The following is a 15,011-nucleotide window of genomic DNA, read 5'->3' as shown; positions in this document are numbered from 1 at the left end:
CAGCGATGTCTATTCGCCGACGTTTTCCTTCAGCCCGAACAGCTGCTGCGCCAGCTCCTTGCCGCTGATCGGTTCGCGGGCGAGCACGAACACCGTGTCGTCGCCGGCGATGGAACCGACCACTTGGTCCAGACCCACGCGGTCGATGTAGCTGGCCAAGTACTGGGCCGCCCCGGGCGGCGTGCGCACCACGGCCAGCTGCCCGGAGTAGTCCACGGAGACCACCAGCTCCTCGATCATGCGGCGCAGCTTCTCGCGCGGGCCGGAGTGCGCCGCTTCGAGCGAATCTGCCTCGCCGCCCACGGTGTAGTAGGCGCGCCCGCCTGCGCGCGGGCGCACCTTCTTCGCGCCGAGCTCGTCGAGGTCGCGCGAGAGGGTGGCTTGGGTGATGTCGATGCCCTCGTCCAACAGCAGCTCGGACAGCTGCACCTGGGAGGACACGCGGGTTGATTCGAGCAGCTCGAGGATTCTCGCCTGCCGCGCAGTGCGGGATACAGGTTGGGTCATACTTGGTGCTCCAAAAGCCAGGCCAGCAGCGCCTTTTGGGCGTGCAGGCGGTTTTCCGCTTCATCAAAGACGCGCGATTGCGGCCCGTCGATGACGTCCGCGGCGACTTCGCTCCCGCGGTACGCGGGAAGGCAATGCAAGAATATTGCATCCTCCGCCGCGCGCGACATCAGGGCAGCATCCACCTGGTACGGCAAAAACGGCGTGCGGCGGTCCTTGCCGTCTTCCTCCATGCCCATGGACACCCACGTGTCCGTGATGACCACGTTCGCGCCCTCCGCAGCCGCGATATCCGAGGTCACGGCGACTTTCGCCCCGGTTTCCTCGCCGCGGCGCCGTGCGCGTGCGACGAACTCCTCGCGCGGCTGGAAGCCGTCCGGAGCGATGACGGTGATGTCCACGCCGGCGGTGGCGAACCCGATGAGGTAGGAGTTGGCCATGTTGTTGTCGCCGTCGCCCAGGTAAACGGCCTTGAGCCCCTTCAGCCCAGCCGGGCCCTCATCCGGGCAGAAGTTCTCCACCACCGTCTGCAGGTCCGCGAGAATCTGGCACGGGTGCAGGTCGTCGGACAGCGCGTTGACGATCGGGACGGTGGCCGTCTCCGCCATCTCCCGCAGGTTGTCGTGGGAGTAGGTGCGCCACACAATCGCCTCCACAAACCGCGACAGCACCGCGCCGGTGTCCTGGTAGTTCTCCTTCGTGCCCATCTGCGAGTTGCCGCTTTCGGTGACAATCGCGTGCCCGCCGAGCTGCGCGATGCCGGCGTCGAAGGAGTAGCGGGTGCGGGTGGAGGTTTTGTCGAACAGCACGGCGACCGATTGCGGCCCCTCGAGCGGCCGGCGCGAGAAGGGCTCGCGCTTCAGCTCCGCGGCGAGCGCGAGCACCTCGGCCTGCTCTTTCGGTGTGAGGTCGTCGTCTGCCAGGAAGTGTCTGACCATCGGTTTAGCTCCGTTCTTTCGCTGCTTCAATCGCGCCGGCGAGGCGCTTCATCGCTTCTTCAATCTCATCATCGGTGATCACCAGCGGCGGTGTCAGGCGGATGACGTCGTCGCCCGGTGCGTTCACAATCAGGCCTTCTTCAAGCCCATGCTTGACGACGAGCTTCGCCACCGCCTCATCCAGCACCACCCCGAGCATCAGACCCCGCCCACGGACCTCGGCGACACCGGGGATCTGCGAAGCTGCGTCGATAAGCAGCTGCCCCTTGCGGCGCACCTCGGCGAGGAAGTCCTCGTCGATGGCCCCAAGCACGGCCCCCGCGGCGGCGCAGGCGACAGGGTTGCCGCCGAAGGTCGTGCCGTGCGAGCCCGGGGTAAACAGCTCGGCCGCCTTGCCGCGGGCGATGGTCGCGCCGATGGGCAGTCCCCCGCCCAATCCTTTGGCCATGGTGATCACGTCCGGCAGGACGCCTTCGTGCTGGAAAGCGAAGAAATCGCCGGTGCGGCCGACGCCGGTTTGGACCTCGTCGGTGATGAAGAGGATCCCGTGGGCATCGCAAAGTTCCCGCACCGCTTTGATGAAGCCCTCCGGCGCGGGGATGACTCCCGTTTCGCCCTGGATGGGCTCCAGGATGATCGCGGCGGTGTTGCCCGGGTCCTGCTGCACCAGGGCCCCGAATGCCTCGATGTCGCCGTAGGGGAAGAACTCGACGCCAGCCGGCATGGGTTCGAACGGTGCGCGCTTGTCCGGCTGGCCCGTCAGCGCGAGCGAGCCCATGGTGCGGCCATGGAAGCCGCGCTCAGCTGCGAGGATGCGGCGGCGGCCGGTCAGGCGTGCGAGCTTGAATGCGGCCTCGTTGGCCTCGGCGCCGGAGTTGCAGAAAAACACCCGCGCGGTGTCGTCGCCGACCCGGGCGCGAAGTGCTTCGGCCACCTCCACTACCGGCTCGGAGCCGAAGAGGTTGGACACGTGCCCCAGGCGCGCCACCTGCGCGCTGACCGCGTCCACTATGGCCGGGTGCGCGTGGCCGAGCGCGTTGACGGCGATGCCGGCGAGCATGTCAATGTAGGTGTTGCCGTCCGCGTCGGTGACCGTGGAGCCCTCGCCGGAGACAAGCTCCACCGGTGGCGCGGGGTAGGTATCTAGAAGCGCGGAAGTCCAGCGCGAAGAAAACTCGCTCATGCGTCGTCCTTTCTAAAGATCGTTCCGTCCGGGTAGTGCGCGCGGTCGTAGTCGTCCGGCAGCACCATGGTGCCAACGCCTCCCATGGTCAAAAGCTCCAGCAGCACGGAGTGTGCCACGCGGCCGTCGATCACGTGCGCTGCCTTCACCCCGCCCTGGACTGCGGTGAGGCAGGCCTCCATCTTCGGGATCATGCCGGTGTCCAAGCCGGGCAGCATCTTGGCCAGCTCGCCCGCCTCGATCTTGGACAGCAGCGAGTCCTTGTTCGGCCAATCCGTGTAGAGCCCTTCGACGTTGGTGAGCACCACGAGGCGCTCGGCGCCGATCGCAGCGGCGAGCGCACCCGCGGCCTCGTCGGCGTTGATGTTGTACACCTCGCCGTGCTCCCCCGGTGCGATGCCGGAGACCACCGGGATCCGGCCGGCCTCGATGATGTCCATCACTGCCTCCGGGGTCACGTCCGTGATCGTGCCCACCAGGCCGATGTCCTGCGGCTCACCGTCAACGACCACCTCGCGCTGCTTAGCGGTAAACAGCCCGGCGTCCTCGCCCGAGGTGCCCACCGCGTAGGGCCCGTGGGAGTTGATCTTGCCCAGCAGGTCCCGGCCCACCTGGCCAAAGAGCACCATTCGCACCACGTCCAGGATCTCCGGGGTGGTCACGCGGAACCCGCCGATGAACTCCCCGCCGTCCAGCCCCAAGCGGCCGAGCATCTGGGTGATCTGCGGCCCTCCGCCGTGCACCACCACGGGCTTCGCGCCCACGGTGCGCAAAAACACCATGTCGGCGGCGAAGGCGGCCTTCAATTCCTCGTCGATCATGGCGTTGCCGCCGTACTTGACCACCACGATCTTGTCGCGGTAATGCTGCAGCCACGGCAGCGCCTCCGCCAGCACGGTGGCGCGCTGCTCGTTGGTCAGATTCGGCATCATCTCTCCCACCTCCTAGCTGCTGTAGGCCGAGTTGATCTCAACGTAGGCGTGAGACAGGTCAGTCGTGCGCACCGTCGCGCGGCCCTCGCCGCCGGTGCCCAGGTCCACCACCACAGCGATGTCCGCCCCGCTCAGATCCACCTCGCGCGCGCCGGGCACTGCACCGGAGTATTCGCAGACGGTGTGGCCGTTGAAGGTCACCGAGATGTTGTCCGCGTCCATGTCCGCATCCGCCATGCCCACGGCGGCGAGCACGCGGCCCCAGTTCGGGTCGGAGCCGAACATCGCGGTCTTGACCAGACTGTCGCGGCCGATGGTGCGCGCAGCGTTGAGTGCTTGCTCGTCGTCCGCGGCGCCTTCGACGGTGATGCTCACGCGCTTGGTCACGCCCTCGGCGTCGGACTGCATCATCGCCGCCAGCTGCGCGCACGCCTCGTACACCGCGGCATCCAGCTCGTCCTGGTCCGGGGATACCCCACTCGCGCCGCTAGCCATCGCGATGACGGTGTCGTTGGTGGAGGTGGAACCGTCGATGTCCAGGGTGTTGAAGGTGGTTGCCGTGGCGCGCTCGAGCGCGGTCTGCAGCGCCTGGGCCTCCACCTTCGCGTCGGTGGTCAGGCACACCAGCATCGTCGCCAGCGACGGCGCCATCATGCCGGCACCTTTGCCCATGCCACCGAGAGTCCAGCCGTCGCCCTTGACCAACACTTCTTTGGCGACGGTGTCGGTAGTGCGGATGGCTTCGGCGGCGTCCGCGCCGTGGTCGCCGAGCTGATTGGCGACGGCTGCGATGCCGCCTTCCACCTTCTCCATCGGCAGCAGATCGCCGATGATGCCGGTGGAGCAGACGGCCACCTGGGCGGGCTCTGCGCCCACACCTTCGGCCGTAAGCCGCTGCATAGTTTGCGCGTCCTGCAGCCCCTGCTCGCCGGTGCAGGCGTTGGCGTTGCCGGAGTTGAAGACCACAGCCTTCAGTTCGCCGGCTGCTACCGCAGCGCGGCTGACCTTCACGGGCGCGGCGAAGACCTTGTTGCGCGTGAAAACCGCGGCCGCGGCGAATTCGGGACCCTCGTTGACGACGACGGCCATATCCGGGTTGCCGGATGCCTTCAAGCCCGCGCTTGTAGCGGCGGCGGAGAAGCCTTGCGGTGCGGTGACTCCAAGAGTGCCCATGGTGGAGGGGATCCTTTCAGAAAAAGAGGTGGGGGTGTCTCGACGGCGGTTACGGAGCCACCGCGGCTCGCGACAGACCCGCCCCCTCCTCGAACCCGAGCGCAAGGTTCATGCACTGCACTGCCGCTCCCCCGGTGCCCTTGGTCAGGTTGTCGATGGCGCTGGTGGCCACGACCTTGCCGGCCGCCTGGTCAACCTCGACTTGGACGTGGCACATGTTGGAGCCCACCACGTGCTGCGTCTGCGGCTGCTGGCCGGCAGGCAGCAGGTGCACGAACGGCTCCTCGGCGTAGGCCTTTTCGTAGGCCGCGCGCACCGCCTCCGCGTCGGCGCCCTGTGCCAGTGGCGCGGTAACGGTGGTGAGGATGCCGCGCGGCAGCGGCGCGAGCACTGGCGTAAAGCTCACGGTGACCTGGCCGTCCGCGACCTCCTCGAGGTTTTGCGCAATCTCCGGCGTGTGCCTGTGCGCGCCGGCGACGCTGTATGCCTTCAGCGAGCCCATCGTTTCCGCGCCGAGCATGTCCACCTTGGGCTTCTTGCCGGCCCCGGACACGCCGGTAATGGCCACCACCGTCAGATCCAGCTCGACCAGGCCCGCCTGCACCGCCGGCCATGCGGCGAGCGTGGCACCCGTGGGAAAGCACCCGGGAACAGCGATGCGCGTTGCCTTTGCGACGTCCTCCCGGTGCCCCGGTAACTCCGGCAGCCCGTAGGGCCACGCTCCCGCGTGCTCCGAGCCGTAGTAGGCGCGCCACGCTTCGGCATCGCGCAGGCGGAAGTCGGCGGCGCAGTCGATGACGGTCACGCCCTCGCCAAGTGCGGCACCGATGGCCGCGGAGTGGCCGTGCGGCAGCCCCAAAAAGACCACGTCGTGGCCGGAGAGCACCTCGACAGTGGTCTCTTCGATGACCCGGTCGGCCAGCTCCGGCAGATGCGGCATGAGCTCGCCGACACGCTGGCCGGCGTTGGACGCGCCGGTGAGCGCGCCAATCTCCAGCTCGCCCGCGAGATACGCCGGGTGGCCCAGCAGCAGGCGGAGAATTTCACCGCCCGCATAGCCCGTGGCCCCCGCGACCGCTACTTTGACAACCTTGCCTTCTGACATGGCCGCAAGTGTAACAGTTATGCAGTCGCGTGGAAGTTATTCACGCAAATATATTTAGCCGCGCATTTCTGCGCCGAAACGCTCCTTGGCCAGCTCGGCCGCCTTCAGGCGCGCTTCGGAGGCTTCTTCCTCGGTCAGCGTGCGGTCCGGGGCGCGGAACGCCAGGCCAAACGCGAGCGACTTCTTGCCGTCGCCGAGGTTGTCGGACCGGTAGACGTCGAAAAGCGTCACCGCCTCAACGAGCTCGCCCGCGCCCTCCTGGACAGCGCGGCGCACGTCCTCGGCCGCCACAGCCTCGTCCACGACCAGGGCGATGTCCTGGTTAAGCAGCGGGAACGCGGACAGTCGCGGCGCGGGCAGACGCTCTGCCAGCGGGATGGCGGTCAGATCGATCTCCATCGCGCAGATGCGCACCGGGAGGTTCAGCTTCTCCAGGATTTGCGGGTGCAGCTCGCCAGCGTGGCCGACGACCTCGCCGTCCACCTTGAGCGCCGCGCAGCGGCCCGGGTGCCACGGCAGGTACTCGGCAGCCTCAACATCCAGGTCAACGCCGCAGACGCGGGCGACGAGCTGGGCGGCCTCGATGGCGTCCGACCACTCGTAAGCGCGGCCCTTGCCCCACGGGCCTTCCAGCTCCGTGTTGCCCAGCGCGACCGTCGCGGCGTGGAGGTGCTGCTTTGGCAGCGACTCGATAAGTTCTGCGACGACCTCGTCCGCCGGGCGCTCAGACACATCCGGCAGCGGCGAGACGTCCGCGCGCTTTTCCGAGGTCTGCGCCACGGAGTAGATGGCCACATCACCGCGGCCGCGGGCGACATTGCGGCCCGCCGCCTCCAGCATCGGCGGCAACAGCGTGGTGCCCAGGACGCCGTAGTCCGCATCCAGCGGGTTCTGCACCTTGACGGTGTTGCGTCGCGGATCGTCCGCGCTAAGGCCCCAGGTGTCGAACGTGTCGTTGGCGATAAACGGCGTGGGGATGATCTCCGCGTAGCCGGAGTAGGCCAGCGCGTGGGTCACCGCACGGCGGCGGCGCTGCAGCGGGCTCAAACCGCGGCCGCCACGGGGCGTGGGCAGGATCGACGGGATGTCGTCCAAGCCCTCCAGGCGCACGACCTCCTCGACCAGCTCCACCGGCACCGTGATGTCTGTGCGCCAAGTCGGCGGGGTGACTTCAAGCTCCTCGCCGTCGCCAGCGACCTCGCAGCCGACCTCCTGCAGGCGGCGCACCACGGCCTCGCGTGCGTAATCCACACCGATCAGCTCAGCCGGGCGCGTCGCGCGCATCGCAATCGCATCACGCTTCTCGACGTCACCGACCAGCGTTCTGCCCGCGTGAATCGTGCCACCGGCGATCTCCACCAGCAGCGCGCACGCGATGTCGAGGGCGTTTTCCACGAGCTGCGGGTCCACGCCCCGCTCGAAGCGTCGCGAGGCTTCCGAGCTCAGCTTGAGCCGGCGCGCGGTACGCGCCACGGTCAGCGGGTCCCAGGTCGCGGCCTCGAAGTGGACGTTGACCGTCTCGTCCGAGATCTCGGAGGTGGTGCCGCCCATGACGCCGGCCAGCGACTGAATGCCGTTGTCGTCGCTGATCACCACATCTTCTGCGGTCAACGTGCGCTCGACGTGGTCGAGCGTTTCAAATTTCTCGCCTTCAGCAGCGTTGTGCACGCGCAGGCCGCCGGCGATCTTGTCGGCGTCGAAGGCGTGCATCGGCTGGCCGGTCAGCAGCATGACGTAGTTGGTCACGTCGGTTGCGGCGTTGACCGAGCGCACGCCGGCGAGCATGAGCTCGCGCTGCATCCAAAACGGCGCGGTCGCGTTCGGGTCGATGCCTTCGACGGTGCGCACGCCGAATCGCTTAGCCTTGGTGGACTCCTCCACGGAAACCGCGATGGTCTCGCCAGACGGAGCCGGCACGCCAGCAATGTCGATGCCAGCGATTGCCGGATCCTGCGCCACGTCGGAGAACTCCAGGTCGAAGGCGGAGGCGATCTCTCGGGTCAGGCCGCGGGCGGACAGGGCGTAGCCGCGGTCCGGGGTGACGTTGACATCGAAGACGGTGTCGTCCGAGCCCAGAATCTCGCGCGCGTCCTGGCCGGGGGTGGCGGAGCCGTTGTGAAGCGTAATGATGCCCTCGCTTTTCGCGGTGAGCCCGAGCTCGGCCGCGGAGGCCATCATGCCTGCGGAGATGTGGTCGTAGGTCTCGCGCGCGGAGATTTCGAACCCGCCCGGCAGCACCGCGCCCGGCAGCGAGACGACGACCAGGTCGCCCTGCTGGAAGTTGCGGGCGCCGCAAATGATGCCCTGCGGCTCGCCGGTGCCGTTGGCCTGGCCCACGTCCACCTGGCAGTAGCGGATGGGCTTCTTAAAACCGGTGAGCTCCTCGATCTCATCCACACGGCCGATGACCAGCGGGCCGGTGACCTCCGGAAGCGGCGCGTAGCCCTCGGTTTCGAAACCGACGCGCACGAAGCCCGCGTCGAGCTCCTCATCGGTGGGGTTGAAATCCTTGTTACCTGCGTTCTGCAGCAGGCGGACGATCCAGTGTTTGGAAATGAGCATTATCGAGAGTCTCCTTTATGCCTGCACGCCGAACGGGATGGTGAAACGGACGTCGCCTTCGACCATGTCGCGCATGTCCGACAGACCGTTGCGGAACTGCAAGGTGCGCTCCAGGCCCATGCCAAACGCGAAGCCGGAGTAGACCTCCGGGTCGATGCCTACGGCACGCAGCACGTTCGGGTTGACCATGCCGCAGCCGCCCCACTCGATCCAGCCCGCGCCGCCCTTCTTGTTGGGGAACCACACGTCCACCTCAGCGGACGGCTCGGTGAACGGGAAGTAGTTGGTGCGCATGCGGGTCTTCGTCTCCGGGCCGAACAGCACCTTGGCCAGGTGGTCGAGGGTGCCGCGCAGGTGCGCCATGGTCAGGCCCTTGTCCACGGCCAAGCCCTCCACCTGGTGGAACACCGGGGTGTGGGTGGCGTCCAGCTCGTCGGTGCGGAACACACGGCCCGGGCACGCGATGTAAATGGGCACGTCGCGCTCGAGCATCGTGCGCACTTGCACCGGCGAAGTGTGGGTGCGCATGACCTGCTTGGAGCCCTCTTCGCCGATGTAGAAGGTGTCCTGCAGCGTGCGGGCCGGGTGGTCCGGGATGAAGTTCAGCGCGTCGAAGTTGAAGTACTCCGCCTCCACCTCCGGGCCTTCCGCGACCTCCCAGCCCATGCCGATGAAGATGTCCGCAATGTGCTCGGACAGCGTGGTGATCGGGTGCATCGCACCAGCCTGCCTGCGGGAGGTGGGCAGGGTGACGTCCACCTTCTCCTCGCGCAGCTGCTTCTCGCGGTGCTCCGCTTCGCGCTGCACGCGCAGCTGGGCGTAGGCCTTTTCTGCGCGGCCGCGGGCCATGTTGACGAACCGACCGGCATCCTTGCGCTGATCCTTCGGCAGCGTTCCGAGCGCGCGGCGGGCCTGCGGGATCGGGGCCTTCTCCCCCAGGTGCGCACGGTGTGCCTCCTCCAGCGCAGCGAGGTCCTCGGCCGCCTCAAAAGCAGCGATCGCCTCGTCCGCCGCCTTGTTCAGGGCGTCCTCGGTCAGTTCAATTTCGGGAGTTGGGTTTGCGTTGTCGGCCACGCTTGTGTTCACCCGCACCTTTCCACAAGTACGCTGCGCTGTTTATACAGACCGCAGCGGTGTCGGTTCAAAAGCGTCCACCACTTTACCCATCGCTCGACACAGCGACCGCGCGAGGGCGGGCGCTGCAAACCCGGCCGGTAAAGCTAGTCCTCCGCAAGCGCCTTCGACGACTCCCACAGGCAGATACTCGCCGCTGTGGCCAAGTTCAACGACTCCGCACTGCCCTGGATCGGGATGGAAACGCGGTGGTCGGCGGCCGACAGGATGTCGTCGTCAAGCCCATGCGCCTCGTTGCCGAACAGCCAAGCGGTCGGCTGCGCGAGCGTCTCCCCCGGCTGCGCCAGGTTCACCTCCCCGTTCATGGTGGTGGCGAAGGTGGACAGCCCGGCGTCTTCAAGCTGCCCGATGACGCGGCGCACGTCGCGGTCGCGCGCCACGGGGATGTGAAACAGCGAACCAGCTGTCGAGCGCACTACCTTCGGCGACTCTGGGTCGACAGTGTCACCAGCAAAAATCACCGCGTCCGCGCCCACAGCGTCCGCGATGCGGATGATCGTGCCGGCGTTGCCGGGGTCGTTGGTCTCCACGCACACCGCCACCAGCTTCGGACGGCCCTTAAGAATCTTCGGCACAGTCCACAGCACAGGGCGACACACCGCGAAAATGCCTGTGGACGTCACCGCGTCCGCGAGCGAATCCGCCGCCTTGTCCGTGATCGGGTGCGTGTAGACGTCCATGTAGCCCGCCGCCCGCACGATCTCCTCGAAGCGCTCGGCTGCGGCCTCGGTAACAAAGAGGTCCGTCGCCGCACCCGTTGCCACGGCGGCTTCCACAGCGTTCTCGCCTTCCGCCAAAAAAGCCTTTGCTTTACGACGAGCTTGCGCTCTCTTCAACTTCCCCGCATTAACCACACGCGGAGTGCGCTCTGTAAACGGCTGCTGGAAATCCAATGGCATAGCTCCAGACTACGTTGCAGGCACTACGCTGTTGGCCGTGCCTACGTTTTCGGAGCTCGTGCGCGCCCGCCTTCTTTCATCGGCGGCGCGCCGTTGGCGCATTGGCTTTGCGCTCGCAGCTCTTCTTTTCGCTCTTGGGCTGCTGGCACTGCGCGGGGCTCCCATTGCCGTCGAGTGGTCCCGGTTCGCGGTGGCGCTCTACGCGGTATTTCTCATCGTCGCCGCGTTTTTCGCCCCGGTCACCGCCGGGTTGGGATACGGCTTCCTGCTGCAATTTTCCAACGTTGCACCGGAGTACCGCAGCGCGATCATCATCATCGGCATGTTCGCGATCGCCACTGTTGTGGGGCTGCGTATATCTGCGCGCTATAGCCTGCCGTTGCTGGCCTATCTCTGGTATCTCGCACAGACAGACTTTCCCTCCGGGGTCTATTTCCCCATTTCCTTTGAAACGGCAATCTTTTTGTTCGTGCTGCTCCTTGTCGCGTGGGCAGTTGGCTGGATTCTGCGCGCGTTCCTCATCACTCGAGAACGCCAAGCAGATCGGCTAAAGGCGGAGCTGGAACGCGAAAGAGATCGAACCGTAAAGGCCTTGCACGGATCCGTTGCGTCGTCGCTGACCTCGGTTGTGCTCCGAAGTGAGGCCTTGGCGATGTCAGGTGACGACCAAACAGCAAAGGCGGCGAAACTCATCGCCGAGGACGCTCGACGGTCCATGCAGGAAGTCCGTCAGCTCATCCGGTTTATGCGTTCCGACGATCCCGCGGAGTTCAGCGAGAACAACGCCATGAGCACACCCACATTGGATGACTGCTTGCGGACCTTTTCGGACACCTTGCGCAGCCACGGCTACACGGTCACGGAAAGCGGCATGCACGGCGAGGGTCTGAACTCGATTGCCTTGCGCCACGCTCCAAGCGCGTTCCGTGAGATCCAGACTAACGTGATCAAGTACGCAGATAAGCATCGACCAGTGATCGTGGCCGCGGTCGAAGACGACCACGACGTGCAGATCTTGGTGCAGAACTTCGGCGCCCCGCAAGAGCAGAAAGTTGAGATGAGCACCGGCGTCGGCTTGGGGGAGGTCGCATCACTGTTGGCAGAAGACGGTGCCACTCTCGATGCGGGCTATCACGGCGAGGCGTTCCGCTACCACCTCACTGTGCCGAAGGAACGAAAGTAGATTGCCACGTCGGCATGAAGGATACTTTCGTACCAACTTGTCCCCTAAGCGCCCGAATTAATTGCACATTGTTACCGTATGCACCCATAATTCGATGTAGCGATTTACAGCTTTAGTTCACGAAAGGACAAGCAAATGCGCAAGTTTGCTCGCCTCGCCGCCTCCGCCCTGGTTGCAACCGGCCTCATCGCCGTCGCCCCTGCAGCACCTGCAGACGCACAGACCGTGGCAACTCCCTACGCAGCTGGCGCCATCGGCGACACCTTCGAGTGCGGCGGCATGCTCGGCCGTCTGTGGTGCTAATTGCACCGAGATGACAACCCCTGATCACCCAATCCGGGTTTTCCTCGTCGACGATGATCCGCTGGTCCGCGAGGTGCTGAAAAGCTACCTCGACAGCGCCGAGGGCATCACCGTCGTCGAAACTGCTTCGGACGGATCCGAAGCGCTCGAGCGCATCCCCGAACTAGACGTGGATGTGGTGCTCTCCGATGTCTACATGCAGCACATGGGCGGCGCAGAGCTGCTGCGCAACCTCGCCGCGCGCGGTGCCGCCCCGGCCTTTTTGGCGATTAGCTCGCTGGATAACGACACCGCGATGCTCGACATCCTCGACCACGGCGGCCGCGGCTACATTCTGAAGAGCCAACCGCGCGAGGAAATCATCCTTTCGGTGCGGCAGGCGGTCGCAGGCGGCACCGTGATCTCACCTGCCGCTATGAACAAGCTGCTCCCCCACCTCTCCCAGCGGGAGGTACAAGCACCGCAAGCTCCCGAGCCCTCAAAGGCAACGGTCAACGTGCCTGCGGGCGTTTCCGATACCGAGCAGAAAGTGCTTGAGCTGCTTTGCGACGGCCTGAGCAACGCCGACATCGCGAAGCACCTGAACTACTCCGAGTCCACCGTGAAGAAGATGGTCTCGAAGCTGCTTTCGGCCTACGGAGTCTCTTCCCGCCTCGACCTCGTGGTTACCGTCCTCAACGGTCGAGGACCACAGACGCGCTAGCCTCTCCCCGGTTCTGAACGAAAGTATCGGTATCGGGCACGAAGGTGCCGAGACACCAAATTTTCCTTGTCACTCGACTGCAACATCCTTACGTTGACCCCTGTAAGCAATCACCCCGACTGCTAGCGACGCTGGCGGTAGCTTCACAGGAAAGGACAACGTATGACCCGTAAGACCCGACGCATCACTACCGCGCTTCTCGGTACTCTGATGGCCGGCGCTGCCATCGCTCCCGCGAACGCGACCACCCTCGAGGAGTCCGCTCCCGAGACCCCGGCGAACAACGACAAACTCCCGATCGTCCACACCTACCGCGGCTCCGACCACTTGAAGGCCAACGTGCTCAACCCGCGCCCGGTGTGCAACTCCACCGAGGACTACCGCACCGTCGTGTACAAGGTGAAGGACAACTTCCTGCCGGTGGGCACCATCTCCACCACGAACCTGTCCGACGAGGCAATCCCGCTGCAGCAGGACCTCTCCCGCACCCAGACTGTCTCCGCTTCCGTCAACGGCTCCAAGACTGAGACGCTGAACCTGGGCGGTTCCGGCTCCAAGGACGGCATCGAGGGCAACATCGGCTACTCCGTGGCGAAGGCGCTCGGCTGGGACGTCTCCGCTGAGCTGTCCTGGAACGTCGGCCAGACCGTCGGCCCATACGATGTGCCGGCAGGCAACACCGGTGAGGCCACCTACGGCTTCCGCACCGTCACCATGACTGGCACCCAGCAGCGCTGCCGCCCGAACGGCACCTGGGCAACCCCGACCGCGTGGGTCGCAAACATGCCGGTGAAGAACGAGGTCCGCGTGAAGAACTTCGACACCCCGGCCGATTCCTGGGCGCCGAACAAGGGCGCACAGACCACCGAGGTCAAGGACGAGCCGAACGCTGAGTACGACCAGGACGTTGACGCCCTGAACAAGGGCGACAACATCGACGACGTGGAAAAGGTCGACGATAACAAAACCGCCGACGTCAGCAACAAGGACGTCAACCTCGCAGCCGAGAACGAAAAGGCGGCCAAGGAAGAGTCCGACAAGGCCGAGGGCGCCATCGAGGTCGATGCCGCGTCCGACAAAAAGAAAGAGTCCACCGACGAGTCCAACAAGGGCGACGAGAAGGCCGACCACGACCTGGACCTCGAGCCGTACTTCACCGTGTCCTCCGCGAAGGCGAAGGGCTTCGCCGGCTCCACCGCTCTGCGCGTGAAGAACGTCGGCAACGAGCGCTACTGGGGCGAGTTCCCGGCAGTGACCTTCCGCGTCGCAGTCCGCACCGAGGACGGCCCGGAAAACGTTGACCGCCTGATCACCACCACCACCCGCGAGGGCGGCTACGCCCGCGACCTGGGCTGGGACGAGGACGAGCAGGCTCGCATCTTCGAGGTCACCCTGTCCAACCCGATCAACCCGGGTGAGGAAGCTGACCTTGTCTCCTTCTCCTTCGGCGACGGCAACACCAAGGAAGGCCGTCTGACCAACTACATCACTGTTTCCCAGACTGGCCGTCTGGACGGCGACGACTCTGAGTACAACGATCAGGACGTCGACTCCCGCGACGTCACGCTCGACGACTTCGGCCGCGAGAACGAGGGCATCTTCTAAAACAGCCCCACCACAGCGATTCGCGCGCCCACCCCAGCGGTGGGCGCGCTCCCATTTGCGTGTCGCACACGAAAAAGCTCCCGCCACTTCCCCGATCAATGCGGGGATGGGCGGAAGCTTCGTCGTTAAGCGAAAGTGCTTTACGCAGCCTTCGGAGCGTTGACATCCTCCGGCAGAGCGTTCTTCGCAACCTCGCACAGAGCGGAGAAGGCAGCGAAGTCGCTGACAGCCAGCTCGGCCAGGATCTTGCGGTCGACCTCGACCTCGGCCAGCTTCAGGCCGTGGATGAGGCGGTTGTAGGTGATGTCGTTCATGCGGGCAGCGGCGTTGATGCGCTGGATCCACAGCTTGCGGAACTCACCCTTGCGCTTGCGGCGGTCGCGGTATGCGTAGGTCTGGGAGTGCAGCCACTGCTCCTTCGCCTTGCGGTACAGGCGGGAGCGCTGGCCGCGGTAGCCCTTCGCGGACTTGAGGATTGCGCGGCGCTTCTTCTTAGCATTGACTGAACGCTTCACACGTGCCATGAGTCAAACTTCCTTTTCTTTTCTCGTATCGGTTGATTGATCGGGCAGTGCTTAGGACATGCCGAGGAGGCGCTTTGCGCGCTTGACGTCAGCCTTCGCGACGTCGGTGGAGCCGGACAGCTTGCGGCGGCGCTTCGACGAGAGCTTCTCGTTCAGGTGGCGCTTACCAGCCTGCTCGCGGCGCAGCTTGCCCTTGCCGTTGACCTTGATGCGCTTTGCGGTGCCCTTGTGGGTCTTCTGCTTCATGGTGAAAGCCCTTC

At 65.5% G+C, this 15,011-nt stretch carries 15 protein-coding genes; 4 read left to right on the top strand and 11 right to left on the bottom strand.

Features of this window, described 5'->3' with window-relative positions; all coding sequences use genetic code 11:
• Window positions 1–9 precede the first annotated feature (9 nt).
• The 9 genes from ACX1NL_RS05830 to ACX1NL_RS05790 form a co-directional block, all read right to left on the bottom strand.
• Window positions 10–507 (bottom strand): arginine repressor, encoded by a 498-nt coding sequence (locus ACX1NL_RS05830; RefSeq protein ID WP_181888364.1) that lies wholly within the window; start codon window positions 505–507, stop codon window positions 10–12.
• Window positions 504–1,445, bottom strand: a complete 942-nt coding sequence (gene argF, locus ACX1NL_RS05825) for an ornithine carbamoyltransferase (RefSeq protein ID WP_458898847.1) — start codon at window positions 1,443–1,445, stop codon at window positions 504–506. The genes ACX1NL_RS05830 and argF overlap by 4 nt, the downstream gene beginning before the upstream one ends.
• A gap of 4 nt (window positions 1,446–1,449) precedes the next feature.
• Window positions 1,450–2,628: an acetylornithine transaminase gene (locus ACX1NL_RS05820; RefSeq protein WP_458898846.1), complete on the bottom strand. Its 1,179-nt coding sequence runs from the start codon at window positions 2,626–2,628 to the stop codon at window positions 1,450–1,452.
• Window positions 2,625–3,560 carry an acetylglutamate kinase gene (argB, locus tag ACX1NL_RS05815; protein WP_274707643.1) on the bottom strand — a complete coding sequence of 312 codons (936 nt, stop codon included), beginning with the start codon at window positions 3,558–3,560 and terminating at the stop codon, window positions 2,625–2,627. The genes ACX1NL_RS05820 and argB overlap by 4 nt, the downstream gene beginning before the upstream one ends.
• A 12-nt stretch (window positions 3,561–3,572) precedes the next feature.
• Window positions 3,573–4,733 (bottom strand): bifunctional glutamate N-acetyltransferase/amino-acid acetyltransferase ArgJ, encoded by a 1,161-nt coding sequence (gene argJ, locus ACX1NL_RS05810; protein WP_458898845.1) that lies wholly within the window; start codon window positions 4,731–4,733, stop codon window positions 3,573–3,575.
• Between the two features lie 49 nt (window positions 4,734–4,782).
• Window positions 4,783–5,838, bottom strand: a complete 1,056-nt coding sequence (argC, locus tag ACX1NL_RS05805) for an N-acetyl-gamma-glutamyl-phosphate reductase (RefSeq protein ID WP_458898844.1) — start codon at window positions 5,836–5,838, stop codon at window positions 4,783–4,785.
• 54 nt (window positions 5,839–5,892) lie between these two features.
• Complete coding sequence (gene pheT / locus ACX1NL_RS05800; protein WP_458898843.1) at window positions 5,893–8,400, bottom strand: phenylalanine--tRNA ligase subunit beta; 2,508 nt, start codon at window positions 8,398–8,400, stop codon at window positions 5,893–5,895.
• A 15-nt stretch (window positions 8,401–8,415) separates the two neighbouring features.
• A complete protein-coding gene (gene pheS / locus ACX1NL_RS05795; RefSeq protein ID WP_448231378.1) occupies window positions 8,416–9,486 on the bottom strand; it encodes a phenylalanine--tRNA ligase subunit alpha in 1,071 nt (356 codons plus the stop codon).
• A 134-nt stretch (window positions 9,487–9,620) separates the two neighbouring features.
• Window positions 9,621–10,433, bottom strand: coding sequence for a TrmH family RNA methyltransferase (locus ACX1NL_RS05790; protein ID WP_458898842.1), 813 nt, complete (start codon window positions 10,431–10,433; stop codon window positions 9,621–9,623).
• A gap of 37 nt (window positions 10,434–10,470) precedes the next feature.
• On the opposite strand from ACX1NL_RS05790, the gene ACX1NL_RS05785 reads away from it, so the two are divergent.
• The 4 genes from ACX1NL_RS05785 to ACX1NL_RS05770 all read left to right on the top strand — a co-directional run bounded on the left by ACX1NL_RS05785 (window position 10,471) and on the right by ACX1NL_RS05770 (window position 14,227).
• Entirely contained in the window at window positions 10,471–11,616 is a 1,146-nt protein-coding gene (locus tag ACX1NL_RS05785) for a histidine kinase (protein ID WP_269511714.1), read from the top strand.
• Between the two features lie 135 nt (window positions 11,617–11,751).
• Window positions 11,752–11,919, top strand: a complete 168-nt coding sequence (locus ACX1NL_RS05780; RefSeq protein ID WP_269511716.1) for a hypothetical protein — start codon at window positions 11,752–11,754, stop codon at window positions 11,917–11,919.
• 10 nt (window positions 11,920–11,929) lie between these two features.
• Window positions 11,930–12,622 carry a response regulator gene (locus tag ACX1NL_RS05775; protein WP_269511718.1) on the top strand — a complete coding sequence of 231 codons (693 nt, stop codon included), beginning with the start codon at window positions 11,930–11,932 and terminating at the stop codon, window positions 12,620–12,622.
• Between the two features lie 162 nt (window positions 12,623–12,784).
• Window positions 12,785–14,227, top strand: coding sequence for a hypothetical protein (locus tag ACX1NL_RS05770; protein ID WP_269511720.1), 1,443 nt, complete (start codon window positions 12,785–12,787; stop codon window positions 14,225–14,227).
• 140 nt (window positions 14,228–14,367) lie between these two features.
• On the opposite strand, the gene rplT is transcribed toward ACX1NL_RS05770, so the two are convergent.
• Both rplT and rpmI read right to left on the bottom strand, forming a co-directional pair.
• Entirely contained in the window at window positions 14,368–14,751 is a 384-nt protein-coding gene (rplT, locus tag ACX1NL_RS05765; RefSeq protein ID WP_070473163.1) for a 50S ribosomal protein L20, read from the bottom strand.
• A gap of 51 nt (window positions 14,752–14,802) precedes the next feature.
• Window positions 14,803–14,997, bottom strand: a complete 195-nt coding sequence (gene rpmI, locus ACX1NL_RS05760) for a 50S ribosomal protein L35 (protein ID WP_034999913.1) — start codon at window positions 14,995–14,997, stop codon at window positions 14,803–14,805.
• Between the last annotated feature and the right edge of the window lie 14 nt (window positions 14,998–15,011).

It is taken from the genome of Corynebacterium sp. CQ3829_602738 (assembly GCF_054478435.1).
Note: the sequence above shows the minus strand (reverse complement) of the source record. Positions and strands in the feature narration are given on the sequence as shown.